Source organism: Mesorhizobium sp. B2-3-10 (genome assembly GCF_006442275.1).
GTDB classification, from domain to species: domain Bacteria; phylum Pseudomonadota; class Alphaproteobacteria; order Rhizobiales; family Rhizobiaceae; genus Mesorhizobium; species Mesorhizobium australicum.
In genome coordinates this window covers 475,419-490,793 of record NZ_VFVT01000004.1, presented here as the reverse complement: position 1 = coordinate 490,793, position 15,375 = coordinate 475,419, and the positions used below count along the sequence as shown (strand labels likewise).

At 61.5% G+C, this 15,375-nt stretch carries 17 protein-coding genes; 14 read left to right on the top strand and 3 right to left on the bottom strand.

Annotated elements, in window-relative coordinates:
* Positions 1–42: 42 nt before the first annotated feature.
* Positions 43–549: a hypothetical protein gene (locus FJ943_RS15035; protein WP_140722514.1), complete on the top strand. Its 507-nt coding sequence runs from the start codon at positions 43–45 to the stop codon at positions 547–549.
* Positions 550–670: 121 nt separating this feature from the next.
* Here the strand turns inward: FJ943_RS15035 and FJ943_RS15030 are convergent, their stop codons facing one another.
* From FJ943_RS15030 to FJ943_RS15020, 3 genes are all read right to left on the bottom strand, one after another.
* Positions 671–1,210: a thermonuclease family protein gene (locus FJ943_RS15030; protein WP_224643157.1), complete on the bottom strand. Its 540-nt coding sequence runs from the start codon at positions 1,208–1,210 to the stop codon at positions 671–673.
* Positions 1,211–1,374: 164 nt separating this feature from the next.
* The gene (locus FJ943_RS15025) at positions 1,375–1,908 is read right to left on the bottom strand and encodes a thermonuclease family protein (RefSeq protein ID WP_140620385.1); all 534 of its coding nucleotides are present in this window, start codon (positions 1,906–1,908) and stop codon (positions 1,375–1,377) included.
* The gene (locus FJ943_RS15020) at positions 1,905–2,519 is read right to left on the bottom strand and encodes a hypothetical protein (RefSeq protein WP_140620386.1); all 615 of its coding nucleotides are present in this window, start codon (positions 2,517–2,519) and stop codon (positions 1,905–1,907) included. Before FJ943_RS15020 ends, FJ943_RS15025 begins: the two co-directional genes overlap by 4 nt.
* Positions 2,520–2,667: 148 nt before the next feature.
* Between FJ943_RS15020 and FJ943_RS15015 the strand changes: the two genes are divergently transcribed.
* The 13 genes from FJ943_RS15015 to FJ943_RS14955 are packed head-to-tail and all read left to right on the top strand — an operon-like array spanning position 2,668 to position 15,360.
* Positions 2,668–3,576 carry a lytic transglycosylase domain-containing protein gene (locus tag FJ943_RS15015; protein ID WP_140722511.1) on the top strand — a complete coding sequence of 303 codons (909 nt, stop codon included), beginning with the start codon at positions 2,668–2,670 and terminating at the stop codon, positions 3,574–3,576.
* Positions 3,577–3,587: 11 nt separating this feature from the next.
* Positions 3,588–3,926, top strand: coding sequence for a TrbC/VirB2 family protein (locus tag FJ943_RS15010; RefSeq protein ID WP_140620390.1), 339 nt, complete (start codon positions 3,588–3,590; stop codon positions 3,924–3,926).
* A 3-nt stretch (positions 3,927–3,929) separates the two neighbouring features.
* Positions 3,930–4,229 (top strand): VirB3 family type IV secretion system protein, encoded by a 300-nt coding sequence (locus tag FJ943_RS15005; RefSeq protein ID WP_140620392.1) that lies wholly within the window; start codon positions 3,930–3,932, stop codon positions 4,227–4,229.
* A gap of 2 nt (positions 4,230–4,231) precedes the next feature.
* The gene (locus FJ943_RS15000) at positions 4,232–6,646 is read left to right on the top strand and encodes a VirB4 family type IV secretion system protein (RefSeq protein WP_140722508.1); all 2,415 of its coding nucleotides are present in this window, start codon (positions 4,232–4,234) and stop codon (positions 6,644–6,646) included.
* Positions 6,643–7,719: a lytic transglycosylase domain-containing protein gene (locus FJ943_RS14995; protein ID WP_140620395.1), complete on the top strand. Its 1,077-nt coding sequence runs from the start codon at positions 6,643–6,645 to the stop codon at positions 7,717–7,719. Before FJ943_RS15000 ends, FJ943_RS14995 begins: the two co-directional genes overlap by 4 nt.
* Positions 7,716–8,411: a type IV secretion system protein gene (locus FJ943_RS14990; RefSeq protein WP_140620397.1), complete on the top strand. Its 696-nt coding sequence runs from the start codon at positions 7,716–7,718 to the stop codon at positions 8,409–8,411. Before FJ943_RS14995 ends, FJ943_RS14990 begins: the two co-directional genes overlap by 4 nt.
* Complete coding sequence (locus FJ943_RS14985) at positions 8,408–8,635, top strand: hypothetical protein (RefSeq protein ID WP_140620399.1); 228 nt, start codon at positions 8,408–8,410, stop codon at positions 8,633–8,635. The genes FJ943_RS14990 and FJ943_RS14985 overlap by 4 nt, the downstream gene beginning before the upstream one ends.
* 7 nt (positions 8,636–8,642) lie before the next feature.
* Positions 8,643–9,644, top strand: a complete 1,002-nt coding sequence (locus FJ943_RS14980) for a type IV secretion system protein (protein WP_140661267.1) — start codon at positions 8,643–8,645, stop codon at positions 9,642–9,644.
* Positions 9,645–9,689: 45 nt separating this feature from the next.
* Positions 9,690–10,385 carry a type IV secretion system protein gene (locus FJ943_RS14975; RefSeq protein ID WP_140620403.1) on the top strand — a complete coding sequence of 232 codons (696 nt, stop codon included), beginning with the start codon at positions 9,690–9,692 and terminating at the stop codon, positions 10,383–10,385.
* Positions 10,385–11,197 carry a TrbG/VirB9 family P-type conjugative transfer protein gene (locus FJ943_RS14970; RefSeq protein ID WP_140722662.1) on the top strand — a complete coding sequence of 271 codons (813 nt, stop codon included), beginning with the start codon at positions 10,385–10,387 and terminating at the stop codon, positions 11,195–11,197. The genes FJ943_RS14975 and FJ943_RS14970 overlap by 1 nt, the downstream gene beginning before the upstream one ends.
* Positions 11,197–12,420, top strand: a complete 1,224-nt coding sequence (virB10, locus tag FJ943_RS14965; RefSeq protein ID WP_140716192.1) for a type IV secretion system protein VirB10 — start codon at positions 11,197–11,199, stop codon at positions 12,418–12,420. Before FJ943_RS14970 ends, virB10 begins: the two co-directional genes overlap by 1 nt.
* Positions 12,386–13,411 carry a P-type DNA transfer ATPase VirB11 gene (gene virB11, locus FJ943_RS14960; RefSeq protein ID WP_140722505.1) on the top strand — a complete coding sequence of 342 codons (1,026 nt, stop codon included), beginning with the start codon at positions 12,386–12,388 and terminating at the stop codon, positions 13,409–13,411. Before virB10 ends, virB11 begins: the two co-directional genes overlap by 35 nt.
* Positions 13,408–15,360 (top strand): type IV secretory system conjugative DNA transfer family protein, encoded by a 1,953-nt coding sequence (locus tag FJ943_RS14955; RefSeq protein ID WP_140722502.1) that lies wholly within the window; start codon positions 13,408–13,410, stop codon positions 15,358–15,360. The genes virB11 and FJ943_RS14955 overlap by 4 nt, the downstream gene beginning before the upstream one ends.
* Positions 15,361–15,375: the final 15 nt, after the last annotated feature.

Genomic DNA, 15,375 nt, shown 5'->3' with positions numbered 1-15,375 from the left:
GCAGATCCAAAGCCGGCATGCGAGGAAATTCATTTCACAGGAATGTCGGCCACGATGATCGCTTCTGGTGCCAATCTGTTCAGGTCGACGGGAAGAATGACGGGACAAGAGCACAGTGGGAACACGGCCACCCAGCGCGACCCGTTCAGGGGCGTTGAGCGGGTTTCGCCAACCGCTTCGGACGTCGGCCGCGCCAAAATCGGGAATCCTGCCATCGGGATGGCACGTTGCATCGCACGCCACCGGCGCCTCGTGGCCGCCGTTGAGAGGTTCTCCCGGAAACGGTGCGCCAGCCGTTTTAGCCTGCTGTCGGCTGCCGCCTGGCTGGCTCTGGTCGTAAGCCGGCCTCTTGAACGATCTGCGTGGCGCCGACTGGTCCAGCGCAAGCCTGTTGAAAGCTGCGAGGCCGAGCAGAAAATTCTTTATCTGATTGCTGCAATCCTGGCGCGGAAGACGCATTTGCGACCTGCGGAGGTCGACGAAGTCAAAGCCAGTGTCATGGAATTCCAGTCGGGCATTGCTGATTTACTGCGGAGAAAAGACCCGTGACTCTCTGATGTGATCCAGAGGCCGTACTCATCGCGTCAGTGGCCGTTCGACTGTGCCCGGTGGGTGGGCGTCACATCTAGAGCGGCGACTTTGGCTGTTGCGAACTTGCGAGGGCCCGGCGCTACCGAACCGAGCTGGAAGCGCGCCTTCTGGCGTCCACAAAAGGCGGCGTGATCTCATATTTGCGCTCGGCGATTAGATTGGAATCTGCAACTGGCCTTCGCGCCAAACTACTGTCGATGGCCTTGGCGCGCCACTCGTCCATGTCGAGGACGTATGTAGACCACATTCCATAGCGCGCCGACATGGCGTAGCGTTGCCATTTCAAATAGTGCGAGTGGACCGGGGAGCCGGTCTCCACCCGCGCCCAGCCGACGCGCAGCATCTCCACGGCAAGGTCGTGCCCGTCGGCGACACACCTGCCTTTGAGGGCACCGTCGCGATCAGGGAACTCGCCTAGGAGACAGACAACTTGTCTGTCGCCGACCATCCGCTTCAGCCAGGCTTTTGCCAAGGCCCCGCACGGAACCGGCTTCAGAACAGCACTTTCGCCGCGCCGCTTGGCATCGAAGGCCCATTGCGGCAATTCGCAACTGTCGATGCCGGCAAGGCGAACTTTTTGAGCCGATCGAGGAAACCACAAGGTGCGGCCGTCGATCACGCTGGCCCGTCCCGCAATCGCCTTTGAAGATCGCCCAGCGGTCAGGGAAGCAGGCTCACCACTTTGCCCGCTCCCAGCCGCTCTGGCGATATCGGCGCCGGGCGAAGGAGAGGGGAGGCAAGAGCAAGCCAGCGCGGTCAGCGCCCAAAGCAAATGCCTCGCGGTCATGGCCGCGACGCTTTTGCGCCGGCAGCCTGACCAAGCAGGATCGCCGGATGCTGGACGTCCTTGAACTGCCACAGCCCGGCGTGTCTGGCGCGCGCCGCCTGCTCGGCGACGGCGTAGCCGGCGTGGTAGGGCAATCCGTCGGCACGCAGGGCCGCGAAGGCAAAGCCGCTTGTGATCATGAGATTGCCGAGATCAAGCCGATCGCCCTCGATCATGACGAAACAGGCAACATGCACGGTGTCGCCGACCCTCAGCACAGGGGCGCATTCAGGCCTGGTGTCGGCGATCAGGGCGCCGAACACCGCGAGCGAAGCCTCGCCACAATCGGCACGGCGGCCGGCGGCATCGGTGTAGAAAGTTCCGCGAAGGCACGCCTGGGTGCCGTATAGACGATACTTGGTGCCGGCTTCGACCCAACTATCGCCAGTCTCGAGCGTCACGCCCGGTCGCAGGTCGAAATATCCGGGCGGCGCGGCGCCTGCCGGGCCTGCGGCGAGCGCACCGGCCAGGAGAATACGAACGGTCCTCATTGCGCTTGCGCCTTCATCCTGGGATCGGCCCACATGCCATAACCGCCGCGACCGATCTTTTCTGCTTCTGCGAGATCCTTGCGCACCGCAGTGCCGTCAGGGTTCCTTGCCACCCGGTGGCTACCAACCGAAACCAGCTGCTCCTCGAACATGTCCACCGTGTCGAGGCTGCCGGGGTAATTGTAGTAGCCGTAGCAGGTCGCATCCTGAAGCGGCGCATTCGCCTCGCTGACGAAGGCCCGGCAGAAGATCACCTTTGGCGATTGCAACAGCGTCTCCAGTCCCTTCCTGGCATAGTCGGCGCAGGTGCCGGAGAAATCCTCGCGGCGGTTGACCAGATCGCCCTCGCAGGGCTCGATGCCATAGAGGCGGAGTACGGTTTTTGAATCGACGCGGAAGTCGATCGGCGAGACGGCCTTGAAGCCGCTCGTCGAAGCGAAGCCCTTGCGCTCGGCAATGCTTCCCTGGCCATCGTAGTATTCGACGACCAGGACCGTCTTTCCCGGCGCGGCGAGTGACCTGATGTAGGCCTGATCGACGGGTTCGGCCGCGATGGCCGGCACCAATGACGCCAGGCAAAGGACGAAGCTGCCGCCGACGCTGGCTCTCATATTTGACACTCCCAAATAGCATCTCGTTTCGATCCAGCTTGCCAATTACGGATCCTTTGCGCAACAAAAAACAATATCGATTTGACATTCTTTTTTCCGTCAGCTACCGATTTATCGAAACTTCGACCCACCGGCGTGGAAACTTGCGATGGTTTCTCCATTGTTCATATTGGCAAACCGGCGGCTGCTCCTGCTGCTGAGTTCGGCCCTCCTGAGTTGGCCGTCGGCATACTCCGCAAGCAGCGCGGCGGAAAACCGCGACCTGCGCCAGCCGCCGCGCAATTCAACGGTCTCCGCGGTCAGCGCGGGAGAGGCCGGCATAATCGACAGCGTTTTCCATAGCCGCTGGGCGGAGAGGGCAGGAGAGTATGTGCTCGATGGCCAAGGCAGACTTCGTCAAACCCAAGCCCCCACGCGCATTGACGTGGATGTGGCGCCGCCGGGGCAGACGGCGAGCGCATCACGCTCCATCGATCATAGTCAATTTGACTTCGCGTCGGCTAACAACGGACTTCCCGGCGACGCTGAATGCGGGCCATCACCCCTCAATTCGGAAGAGATCGCACGGCTCGTGGCGCAGGCTGCATCCAGGTATGGCGTCGATCGCGATTTCGCACTTGCAGTCGCGATGTCTGAAAGCCGCCTCGACCACAGCCGGAACTCTCCAAAAGGGGCGCGTGGCCCGATGCAATTGATGCCGTCGACGGCAGCCCATTTCGGCGTCAGCGACATCTGTGATCCGGCCGAAAACATCGACGGCGGCGTGCGGCTGCTGCGGGATCTGTTTGCCACCTATCGCAACCCGCTGATCGTTGCCGCCGCCTACAACGCCGGCGAGGCGAGAATCCTTCAATACGACGGCGTGCCACCCTTCCCGGAGACGGTCCGGTTCGTCGCCGACGTCATCAATCGGCAGCTGAAGCTGCCGCCGCTCAGGCGGCAGGCCGGCAGCGGCATAGCAGCTGATCCTGCCGACACCGGCAAGGCGCCTCCTCTCATCGGAGCGAACTCTAAAGGCAAGCCGCGGCAGTGGGTCGGCGGCGTCCTGCAATTTTGACGGAGGAAGACATGAAGCGAGCCCTCTCGAACGCTCGACGGACACGGGCATTTCGAATTGCAGGCACCGCCCTGGTCCTTGGCGTATCGCTGTGCGCCATTGCCGAGCCGGCGTTGGCGCAGACCTCCGGCGCATTTGCACCGCTCGAAACCGCGGTGCAAATGATCGTCGATTTCATAACCGGCCCATTCGGACGGCTGCTCGCCATCATCGCCGTCATCGGGCTTGGCTTTCTGGCCTTCGCCGGACGCCTCTCCTGGTTCACCGCGGGCGCCGTGGTGATCGGCATCGGGCTGGTGTTCGGCGCGCCGGCGATCGTCGACCAGATGATATCGGCTGTCGGCAACTGAGCCATGAGCGATCATTCTGACGACAGGCCGCAACTGACACCGCTGGTCATCGGGCTCACCCGGCCGCCGATGATGTGGGGAGTCCCGCTCAGCGCCTTCTACCTCATCCTCGGCATCACGCTCATCGCGTTCCTGGTGACCAGCAGTTTCTGGGCAGCCGCAATCGCGCCTGTCACCTATCTCGCCCTGTTCGCGCTCTGCAGCCGTGACGTGCGCATCCTCGATCTGGTCCAGACCGCGGGGCGCCGCACACCGCGCACGCCAAACAGGACCTTTTGGCAAACCAATTCCTACGGGCCCTGATCATGCTCAACATTGTCGCCGAAGAACTGGGCTTCGGACGCCAACGGCGCCGCGACAGACCAATGGCCATGCACGTGCCCTACATGCGCCACCTCGCCAACACGGTGATCGGTCTGGAAAGCGGGGCGCTGCTCAGCGTCATCAAGCTCGATGGCTTGTTCTTCCAGACCGAGGACCAGGCCGAACTCAACATGCGGGCCAGCGTGCAGAACACCATGATCCGGGCCCTAGGCTCGAGCAGGTTTTCGCTGTGGTCGACCGTCATTCGCAGGCAAGTCATTCCAGAGATCGGCGGTTTTTTCTCGGATCCGTTCTGCGCTCTCCTCAACACACGCTACATGGCCGAGCTCAAGCAGCGCCGCATGTTCACAAACGAGCTGTACCTCACCATCGTTCGCTCCCGCATGCGTGGCGCGCTGGGCGTAGCCGATAGCCTTTCTGCCGTGTTCAGCCGGACGCGTGACAGGGACAGCCAGAAACAGCAGGTGCTCGAGCGCATCAACGAGTTGGAGGAAATTGTCTCCACTGTCGCACGCGACCTGCAGAAATATGGAGCCCGGCCGCTTGGCATCGTCTACCGCGACGGCCAGCCCTATTCGGAGCCGTGCGGGTTCTTCAACACGCTTCTGACCTGCGGGACGTCTGCCCCCATGCGGCTGCCGCGCATGGCGATCCGCAACTATATCGGCACCTCGCGGCTGCACTTTTCCAAAAGGACGCTGCAGGCGCAGGGTCCGACGACGGCTGACCACCGCTTCGGCGCCATGCTCTCGATCAAGGAATACCCGCCTTTTTCAGGACCGGGCATGCTGGACGGGCTGCTGCAGCTCAATCACGAATTCATCCTGACGCAATCTTTCACCATCGCCGACAAGCCGATCGCGCAAGAACGGATCGCAAGATTGCAGCGGCAGATCCAGGCGTCCGACGAAGCCGGCAGCACGGTCGAGACCGACATCGATTTTGCCTTCAACAGCCTCGTCAACCAGGAGGCCGTGTTCGGCTATCATCATTTCAGCCTCCTGTGTCTGGCGCACGACCTTGCCGGCGTCGACAAATCCGTCTCGGAACTCGGCGCCTGCCTCACCGACATGAACATCAACTGGCTGCGCGAAGACCTCAATATGGAGGCCTCATTCTGGGCGCAGCTGCCAGGCAACCACAGCTACATCGCCCGTTCTTCCATGCTGTCGAGCGCGAATTTCGCCGGCTTTTCGTCGATGCACAATTTCGCCACCGGCACGGCCACGGGAAATCACTGGGGCTTGCCGGTCGCGCTGCTTGAGACGACCTCGCAGACACCCTACTGGTTCAACTTCCACCAGCGCGACATCGGCCACTTCCTGGTCACCGGGCCGACCGGATCCGGCAAGACCGTGGTGCTGAGCTTCCTGCTCGCGCAGGCGCTTCGCATCTCGCCAGAGCCGCGTGCGGTCTTCTTCGACAAGGATCGCGGCGCCGAGATCTTCATTCGCGCCGTCGGTGGAACCTATGAAGTGCTGGAGCCCGGCGTCGCCACCGGCTTCAATCCGCTGCAGATAGACAATACGCCGGCCAACCGCGAATTCCTGCTGCGGCTGGTCAAGGCGATGCTGCAACCCGCCGACGGCCGCGGCTTCTCGCAGGAGGAAGAGCATACGCTGGAAGGCGCGATCGCGCGCATTTGCCAGGTGCCGGCGCAGCAGCGCACCTTCGCCAACCTCTCGGCTCTGCTGATGGGGCGATCGCGCTCCGACGCCAACGACCTCCAATCACGCCTCAGGCCATGGTTCGAGGGGGAGAGGGCCTGGTTGTTCAATGCGCCGCGCGATGTCCTGTCCTTCTCCGGCAGCCGCATCTTCGGTTTCGATATGACGCATGTGTTGGACAATGCCGAGGTGCGCACGCCTGCACTGATGTACCTTTACCACCGCCTCGATGAGCTGCTCACCGGCAATCCCGTCCTGATCTTCATGGACGAGGGCTGGAAGCTTCTGCAGGACAAGACCTTCTCCGGCTATATTGTCGACAAGATGAAGACGATCCGCAAGCTGAACGGGATCGTCGGGTTCGGCACGCAGTCGGCGGCCGACATCGCCAAGGCACCACAATCGCACACCCTCATCGAGCAGTCCTCCACCAACCTGCACTTTCCAAATCCGCGCGCCGATGAGGAGAGCTATGTCGGCCGCTTCGGGCTGACGGCCAAGGAGTTCGCCTTTGTCAGGAACACGCCACCGGAGCGGCGGACGTTCCTGATCAAGCACGGCAACGATTCCGTCATTGCCCGACTTGATCTCTCGACCATGCCTGACATCCTCAAAGTGCTGTCGGGCCGCAAGGAAACGATCGAGGCATGCGCAGCCCTGCGGGCGCGACTGGGTGATGATCCGGCACTCTGGCTGGCGGAATTCTGCGGTTGGAGGCAATCGACATGATCCGGCGTCTCCCCCTGCTTTTGCTGCTTCTTGCCTCGCCCTCGGCAGCCGATGTGGTGACCATCGACGGCTCGGTGCTCGAAAGGCGAAAGGACCGCAACGGCAATGTCACGGCAATCGAGAAGGCCGATCGCGATCGCTACAGCGTCGATCAAAGCATCACATGCGCGATGTATCGGCCGGGCCGCAAGGACGATCCGGTTGCCGCCGCCAACGTCAACCCAACCATCGCCGGCCTCGTCCGGCGGGTGGCCCGCGAGGAGGGCGTCGACGAGAACCAGTTTCTGGCCCTGGTCTACCAGGAGAGCAGGTTTAACCCCTGTGCAAGATCGAGCGCTGGCGCCATCGGGCTGGCGCAGCTGATGCCGGGAACGGCGGCGGAGCTTGGCGTTGACGCAAACAGCGTCGAGCAGAATCTGCGTGGCGGCGCGCGTTACTTTAAGCAGCAGCTCGAACGCTTCAACGGAAACGCCTCGCTTGCACTGGCCGCATACAATGCAGGTGCCGGCAGCGTCGAAAAGTACGGCGGCATCCCGCCCTTCAGAGAAACGCAGGGCTATGTCGCGGCGATAACGCAAAAGTGGCTGCCGGCCTTTGGCGGCTCGGACAAGTCGGGCATTCCATTGAACTATGGCGGAACGGGTGCCGCCTTCCAGGGCATGCGTACCGCAACGCTGGACGCCATGGGACTGACCAGTGCGGTCGGCGACGGCTCAAACGATGTGGCGTCCTGGTTTGAGCAATTCGGCTCGGCTGCCACCGGCACGGTTCAAGACAGCTGGGACAAGAATTCAGGCGCCCGCAACGCCAATGTCGAAATGCTCAACCGGCTGATCCAACTGGGCGCCAGTTTCGCAGACCTGGTCAACTCGAGCAACGCGGTGACGCTGAGCGACCTTTCAGGCGCCAGCCGTTCGGGTGGCCGTCCGAAGCCCGACGACCAGCCGCCGACAGGCGGATTTTGCGATGCGCGCGTCGGTCTGGTCTGGAGCCGGCAAGCGCAAGCCTGCGTCCACGAGCTCGAGCAAGAGGTCGAGCTGTTCTTCAACCCGCAACAAGGAGGTCTCCAATGAAACGTGCTCTTGTGCTGGTCGCCGCGACCGTGATGGTCACCTCGGCCAAAGCCGACATTCCGGTGATCGACAGGACGAACTATGCCGTCGCCAAGGACACCGCCGACAAGGCCGCGAGAATCCTGGACACCAACAGGGATATTCTGACCACCGTCGAAAAGACCCTGCAGGCAGTTACCGGCAATCGCGGCAGCGACGTCGGCTCGCTCAAGGACTTGGCGATCGGCAATGGTTTCAGCGTCTCCTCGGTGCCTTCCTTCGACAGCGTGCTTCAAAATGGCGTTCCGGATTTTGGCTCCATGGGTCCGGAGATCGCCAAGGCCGCGACGACCTTCATCAACGGCATGCAACTGGTGAAATCGCTTTCTGGCAAACAGCAAAGTTCTCTGGCGAGCGACAAATCGTACGAGGAGATGGTCAAGACGGTGCTCGGCGTGTCGGCTCTGATCACTGGCTCGCGACAGGCTGTCGCAACGCGGCGTGCCGCGCTTGAGCGAGCCGGGCAGGGGATCGGCCAGGCTCAGGACATCAAAGGCTCGATTGACCAGAACACACAATTGCAGGTGCAGACCGGACTGACCCTGAACGAGATGATCGGCGTCATGAACGGTGCCGTCCAGGCGCTGCAGGCGGAGAACCAGCGCAGGTTGACTGATATTTCAAACACCAAGAAGGCGCTGACCTACGAATGACACGAGGCCGGCACGAACCGATCGCGCTTAGCGTCGTGGCGCTGCTGCTTGCCGGGTGCGCCACGCCCAAGGAAAAATCCGCGCCCTGCAAACGGCCGGCCGCCGTGATGAGCTACGCGGCACAAGCCACCCACCTTGAGTGCGGGCCGATGCGGCCGGTCAACCCCGACAGAGCGGCGGCATGGGCAATGATCGGCGGCGATTTTCCCTCTCGAACGGAATAGGGCTGACGTGGATAATTTCATCGGCGAACTGCTGCAGCGCATCGATGCTTCGGGCGAGAATTTCTCCGAGCGTGCGTTCGAGGTTCTGAGCAGGGACATCGAGCCACTGCTTCGGCTGCTGTTCATGCTGGTCGTGCTCTTCTACGGAGTGCAATTGGTGCTGGGAACGTCGAGGCTCAGCGCTGCCGAGATCGTGGGCCGCGTCGCCCGCGTCATGGTGATCCTCGTTCTGGTCAGCACCTGGTCGCACTTCCAGGCTCTCGTCTATGCCTGGATCACAAAAGTCCCGGAGGCGGCGGGGCGGGCAATACTGGCCGCATCGGGCACAGGGGTGACGGAACCCAGCAACGGCCTCTCGGAGATCTGGCAGACCGCCAATCTGGCAGCGTCCACATTTGCCGAGCAGGCCGGCTATTTCTCCGTGCTGCCGGCCTTGATCGGCATGATCATCATGGCCTTTGCCGGGCTGTTCGTCTCCGTGGCGCTGGGCATCCTGGTCCTGGCCAAGGTGATCCTGTGGGTTCTGCTTGGCACCGCGCCGATCTTCATCGCCTGCATGTTCTTTGATGTGACGCGCAACTACGCGATGGGATGGTTGAACCAGTCGCTGCTCTACGCACTGATCCCGTTGTTCGTCTACGTGATCGCCGCCTTCCTGATCGCGGCGATGGCGCCGGAACTGACCAAGATCAACCAGATCTCGGGCAATCGCGAGCTGAAGCTCAGCGACCTTGCAGCCTTCGTGATGTTGTGCCTGGCCGGCAGTTTCGTTCTCTTGCAGATCCAGTCGCTGGCGCAAGGCATTGTCGGCGGGCTCGCGATGCCGGTTGGTCAGCGTTCGCGAGCCCTTACCGGCCGCGGCGTCCTTTCGGGGCGCGCCGCTGTTGCCGGCTCGGCCACACAGATGCAGGCCGCTATCAATCGTGTGCAGGCCCGATTGCGCAGCCCTCAAACGCCGTCGCGCGAGGCCATGCAGCGCGCCATCACCGCCAATGCACAGACGCGGTAACACCAAAACGCAACAGAATTGTCCTCCAACGCTCCGCAACGTCCAATGGCAGAACCCCTCGACGAAAAGCTGAGATCCTACTTCCAGGACGGTGACGTCTGGGAGCACGAGATCTTCAAGCGCGCCATGCGCTCCAGCCGCATCGCCTGGTTTTTCACGCTGCTATTTGCCTCGATCGCGGCCCTTGCCCTGTTGGCGCTGGTGCTGATGGTGCCGCTGAAGAGCTTCGAGCCCTATGTGGTCGAGGTCGACAGGAACACCGGCTATATCGAGGTCAAGTCGGGATTGACGAGGACCTCTGATCTCACCGGTCAGGAGGCTGTCACCCAGGCCAATGTCGTTCGCTACATCCGCAACCGCGAGGGATATGATCCTTTTGCCATCGACGAATATTTCGGGATCGCGGCGCTTTTGTCGACCGACGAGGCGGCCCGCGACCTGCAGATGCAGTTCAGCGCCGCCAACGCGCAAAATCCGGCGAAGATCTATGGCCGGCTGAAGCGGGTGCTTGTCGATATCAAGTCCGTCACCTTCCCAAACGCCAGTACGGCGATCGTGCGCTTCTCGACCACAGAAAAGAGCGAGACGGAAGCCATTCACAGGCATTGGATCTCGGTGGTGAGATTCCGCTACACCGAGAGCCCGCTCAAGAACGAATGGCGCTTCGAAAATCCGCTCGGCTTCCAGGTCTACAGCTACCGCCGCGACCAGGAAACGGTGACACCGGGCGGTTCCGAATGATGGCACGCGGTCTGGTCGTGGTCGCTTATCTGATCCTCTTCGAGTTCACCGCTGTGGCCTTCGGCGCGCAGACGCCGAAGGCCGGTCGCCTGGACGGGCGCATCACCAGCGTCACCTATCAGGAGAACAACGTCGTCCAAGTGCATGCAAGCTATGGCGTATCGACGATGATCGTCTTCGACGAGGAGGAGAAATTTCAGACCATATCGCTCGGCGACAGCGAAAGTTGGCAGGTCGTTCCTGCTGAGCAGGGCAACATCCTTTTCGTCAAGCCGATCGCCAGGAACGTGACGACGAACATGAACGTCGTGACCAGCAGGCGCATTTACTTTCTGGAGCTGAAGGATAGTGCTCCCGCAGGAGGCCGACAGGTGTTCGGCATTCGTTTCGCTTATCCGGAGAAGGACCGCGACGCGGCGCTGAGGAGCGAAGCTGAGCAGCGCGCGGCCTGGCCCAACATCGCCGCGATCGACAAGGCCAATGTCAACATCGACTATTCATTTTCCGGCGATGCGGGTCTGAAGCCGGCGTTAGTGTTCGATGACGGCACAAAGACTTTCTTCCGTTTCGGCCGGCGTGCCGCGGCGATCTTCGCCGTCAATTCCGATTTCTCGGAGACGCTGAGGAACTTCCGCAAGGAAGGCGAGTACATCGTCGTCGACGGTGTCGCCGCCCAATACACGTTGCGCGACGGCAATCAGTGGCTGTGCATCTTCAATCTTCGAAAGCCCGATTTCGGCGCGCCCGATGCCGACGCGCTGGCGCCAGTGCGAGACGACATGGCAACGGTCCGCAGGAGGAGCGGAAATTGATCCAGCGAAGTCCCGAACTGGAGGCTTTGGCCGGCAATGACGACCCCGCTGTTGCGGACGGGTCCGTACGTCGCAAGCAGCTTGCCGGTGGTGCCGTCCTGATCCTGTTGGGGCTTGTGGCGGGCTATTTTACCTTGGCTGGGCGTCAACCGTTGCAAGGCCACGTGCCAGCCGGTGACGAGGAGTTCTCGACCACCAGTTTTCGGCCGCCTTCGTTCATGCGTGAGCGAGAACAGCCGGCGAAGCCCACCGCGCCCGAAGTGATGGAATTGCCGCCACCGCCACCACCGCCGCCAGTGCCGAGTCCCAATGTCACGCCTTTCGATGTGCCACCGCCGGCAGCGCCTCTATCCGCTCCCGACGCCCCGGCAGCCCCAGGCGATGAGTTTCCCAAACGCTTTCGTTCCAAGATGATCGTCTTCGACGAAAAGGGGGCGACCAGCGACGAGCAAGGCGCCTCGGCCGGCGATGCGCAACCGCGCTCCGTTGCCGGCGAAGACCGTAACAGCAAGTTTCTCGCTGCAGCGGCCAACATCGGCGATCGCTCGGCACGGGCCAGGAAGATCGCCCGGGTCGATGCACTGATTGCGGAAGGCACGCTCCTTCCCGGCATTCTCGAGACCGCGGTTGTCAGCGACCTTCCCGGTCAGATCCGCGCCATCGTCGCCGAGGACGTCTATTCATTCGACGGCCGTCGTGTACTGATCCCGACAGGCACGCGGCTGATCGGTGAATACCAGTCCGAAATCACCCGCGGCCAGAAGCGCATCTTCGTGATCTGGACACGATTGCTTCGCGATGACGGTGTCAGCGTCCGCTTGAACTCGATCGGCGCCGACAGTCTTGGCCGCTCCGGGCTTACCGGCCGGGTCGACACCAAGTTTCGGGAGCGCTTCGGCGCGGCCATCCTGCTTTCGATCGTCGGCGGCGGCGCCAGTTACCTGACCGGCTACGGCAGCCAGACCGCGACAGGCAGCGACGAGGCAAGGCGCGCTGAGGATAACGCACGCTCGACGATTGCTCAGACGTTCTCGGACATGGCCAACCAGGCGCTTGGCGAGAGCCTGAAAATCCCGCCGACGATCAGCGTGCCGCAAGGCGAGCGGATCTTCGTCTTCGTGCGCCAGGACCTCGACTTTTCCGCTGTCTACGACGATCCGGTTTCAGAGGCATTGGAGGAAATTCGTCATGAGCGCGGTTTCGATCGAGCCTGGCAACAATGACCGGCACTATTTCCTTCACCGGTCTCTCGAACCGCTCAGGCCGCTGCTGACAGATCCACAGATTGTCGAGATCTCGATCAACAAACCTGGCCATGTCTATGTCGAGCGCCTTGGTGCCGGTCACATGGAATACCATCACATTCCAAAGCTGACAGCCTCCGAAATCGTCCATATGGGCGAACGGGTCGCGGCCGCCACCAATCAGTTCATTGGTCCCGCAAACCCGATCCTCAGCGCAGCCCTTCCAACTGGGGAGCGCATACAATTCGTGCTGCCGCCGGCAGCGCCCGAGGGGGGCGCGGTTTCGATCCGAAAGCAAGTCGTTGGCGAGTTCACGCTTGAGGATTATCGCGACGCTGGCGCCTTCAATAAGGTATCCGTTGCCATCAGCGGCATGAACGATGCCGATCGCGGCTTGACGGAGCTTTTGCGGAGGGACGACGCCTATGGCTTTGTCCGTAGCGCCATTTTCAGCCGCGTCTCCATGCTAATCAGTGGTGGCACCTCAAGCGGCAAGACCACATTCATGAACGCCTGCCTCAAGGCCGTCCACGAGAGCGAACGCCTGATCACGCTGGAAGATACTCGCGAGCTGTTTCCTCCCCAGCGCAACACCGTGCACCTGCTTTCATCCAAAGGCGACCAAGGCACGGCGAGTGTGACGATCCAGAACCTGCTCGAGGCCTCTTTGCGCATGCGCCCGGACCGGCTGTTCGTGGGCGAAGTGAGAGGAGGTGAGGCGTTCTCGTTCCTGCGTGCGGTCAACACGGGCCATCCAGGCTCGATGTCGACAGTCCACGCCGACACGCCTCGCGGCGCCTATGAGCAGCTCGCCATGATGGTGATGCAATCGGGTCTGTCGGCAGCTTACTCGAAAGCCGACCTTATTTCCTACATTCGCAGCGTCATTCCGATCGTTGTCCAGCTGAGGCGCGAGGGCGGACGTCGTGGCGTGTCGGAGATCTATTTCTCAAGAATGGATCGATCATGACCGGCACGTTCCGCATCGCCTATCTCGTTTTCTGCCTCGCGATTGGTTTTGTCGTCTGGCTGCTCGCCTACGGGGTGGTGCTACAGTTGTTGTATGGCGACGGCCGCATCTTGCAGGTCACCGCGACAACCAATCCGTTCGCAGCGCTCCAGCAGCTTGCCCGTTACCCTCACAACGCCGTGTTGCAGCGGACCAGTCTGGGGGCAGCCGCCGTGTCGGTCCTCATCGCCGGTGCGATCGCCTCTCTCGGTTTGAAGCGTGCTTCCGAACCGCTTGGCAATGCTCGTTTCCAAAATACGACCTCGCTGCGGCATGGCAGATGGTTCCGGCGCCACGGACACATTCTGGGGCGTTACGGGCGCCATGTCCTTCGCGTCCAAGACGAGCGCCATCACCTGGTCATCGGTCCGACGCGCTCGGGCAAGGGGACCTCCTACGTCATCCCGAACGCACTCACTCATCAAGGGTCGATGATCGTTACCGACCTGAAAGGCGAAATCTTCCGCTCAACGGCCGGGTATCGCAAGGCAACCGGAAACCAGGTCTTCCTGTTCGCGCCGGGCAGCGAAAGAACACATCGTTACAATCCGCTCGACTTCATCAGGCCCGACCGGGGCGATCGCACAACGGACATTCTGAACATAGCAAGCATTCTCGTCCCCGAGAGTGCCGATTCCGAGAACGCGATCTGGCAGGCCACCGCGCAGCTGGTGCTGGCTGGGGCTATCAGCTACGTGAACGAGAGCGACTCCTATCGCGGCCGCCGCAATCTTGGCGAGGTGATTTCATTCTTCAACAGCGGCGTCGATCTGCAGGCCCTGATGAGCCTCATCAAAGAAAAGGAGCCGAACCTGTCGCGCTTTACGCTCGAAAGCTTCAACGCCTATATCGCGCTGTCGGAGCGCGCCGCTGCGTCCGCGCTGCTCGACGTGCAGAAGGCCCTGCGTCCCTTTCGCAACGAGCGCGTGGTCGCAGCCACCGAGGTCACCGACATGGATCTTCGTGCGCTGAAGCATCGACCGATCTCGATATACCTGGCGCCCAACATCACCGACGTGGCGATGCTGAAACCGCTGCTATCGCTTTTTGTCCAACAGTCGCTGGACACGCTGCTGCTCACCCAGGACCAGAATTCGCTGCCCATCTACTTCCTGCTGGACGAGTTTCGGCAGCTGAGAAAAGTCTCCGAGATCACCAGCAAACTGCCCTATGTGGCCGGCTACAACATAAAAATGGCCTTCATCATCCAAGACCTCAAAAACTTGGATGAGATCTACGGCGAAACCGCCCGCCATTCGCTTATGGGCAATTGCGGATATCAGCTAGTGCTTGGCGCAAACGACCAGGTCACGGCCGAGAGCGTTTCAAGGGGACTGGGCAAGAAGACAGTGCGTTACAAGACGGAGTCGAGAACGATCGAACTGATGGGGCTGCATCGCCGCACCAAAGTCGAACAGGTGCGCGAACGCGATCTGATGATGCCTCAGGAGGTCAGGCAAATGCCCGCCAACAAGATGGTCATCCTCGTAGAAGGGCAGGCGCCTGTTTTGGCAGACAAGTTGCGCTTTTTTGCGACTTCTCCATTCAAGGCAATGGAGCGGTTCTCGCGATCCAATACCCCCGATGTACCAGCGACGGAGCTGCTGCCGCGGGCTGCGATACCCGCGCTCACAGACGCCTATTCCCAGTCGGGCGCGTCCGAAGATCGCCGCATTGCAGCATTCGGCACAGCTCATCCGCCTACGCCTCCCTCCGGAGCTGCGATAGAGGCGCGCTTTGTTGCTGCAGCTCGAAAACTGAAACAACTGACCACCACGGTATCCGAGAGATCCAGCGGCAAGGCAAAGCGGAATTGGTCCGCGATTTTTGATGAGATCGTGCCTGACGATCCGACCGGGCAGGAAGACGATGCATGCAGTCAGGGCCCGTCAACTTTCGGCACGAGCTAACTTGTTATCCATCCG

Coding starts and splice junctions, on each gene's coding strand:
- virB11 (WP_140722505.1), top strand. CDS start 12,386: ATGAGCGCGGTTTCGATCGAGCCTGGCAACAATGACCGGCACTATTTC.
- FJ943_RS14985 (WP_140620399.1), top strand. CDS start 8,408: ATGACACGAGGCCGGCACGAACCGATCGCGCTTAGCGTCGTGGCGCTG.
- FJ943_RS15005 (WP_140620392.1), top strand. CDS start 3,930: ATGAGCGATCATTCTGACGACAGGCCGCAACTGACACCGCTGGTCATC.
- FJ943_RS15025 (WP_140620385.1), bottom strand. CDS start 1,908: ATGAGGACCGTTCGTATTCTCCTGGCCGGTGCGCTCGCCGCAGGCCCG.
- FJ943_RS15010 (WP_140620390.1), top strand. CDS start 3,588: ATGAAGCGAGCCCTCTCGAACGCTCGACGGACACGGGCATTTCGAATT.
- FJ943_RS15015 (WP_140722511.1), top strand. CDS start 2,668: ATGGTTTCTCCATTGTTCATATTGGCAAACCGGCGGCTGCTCCTGCTG.
- FJ943_RS15035 (WP_140722514.1), top strand. CDS start 43: ATGTCGGCCACGATGATCGCTTCTGGTGCCAATCTGTTCAGGTCGACG.
- FJ943_RS14995 (WP_140620395.1), top strand. CDS start 6,643: ATGATCCGGCGTCTCCCCCTGCTTTTGCTGCTTCTTGCCTCGCCCTCG.
- FJ943_RS15000 (WP_140722508.1), top strand. CDS start 4,232: ATGCTCAACATTGTCGCCGAAGAACTGGGCTTCGGACGCCAACGGCGC.
- FJ943_RS15020 (WP_140620386.1), bottom strand. CDS start 2,519: ATGAGAGCCAGCGTCGGCGGCAGCTTCGTCCTTTGCCTGGCGTCATTG.
- FJ943_RS14975 (WP_140620403.1), top strand. CDS start 9,690: ATGGCAGAACCCCTCGACGAAAAGCTGAGATCCTACTTCCAGGACGGT.
- FJ943_RS14955 (WP_140722502.1), top strand. CDS start 13,408: ATGACCGGCACGTTCCGCATCGCCTATCTCGTTTTCTGCCTCGCGATT.
- FJ943_RS14970 (WP_140722662.1), top strand. CDS start 10,385: ATGGCACGCGGTCTGGTCGTGGTCGCTTATCTGATCCTCTTCGAGTTC.
- FJ943_RS14990 (WP_140620397.1), top strand. CDS start 7,716: ATGAAACGTGCTCTTGTGCTGGTCGCCGCGACCGTGATGGTCACCTCG.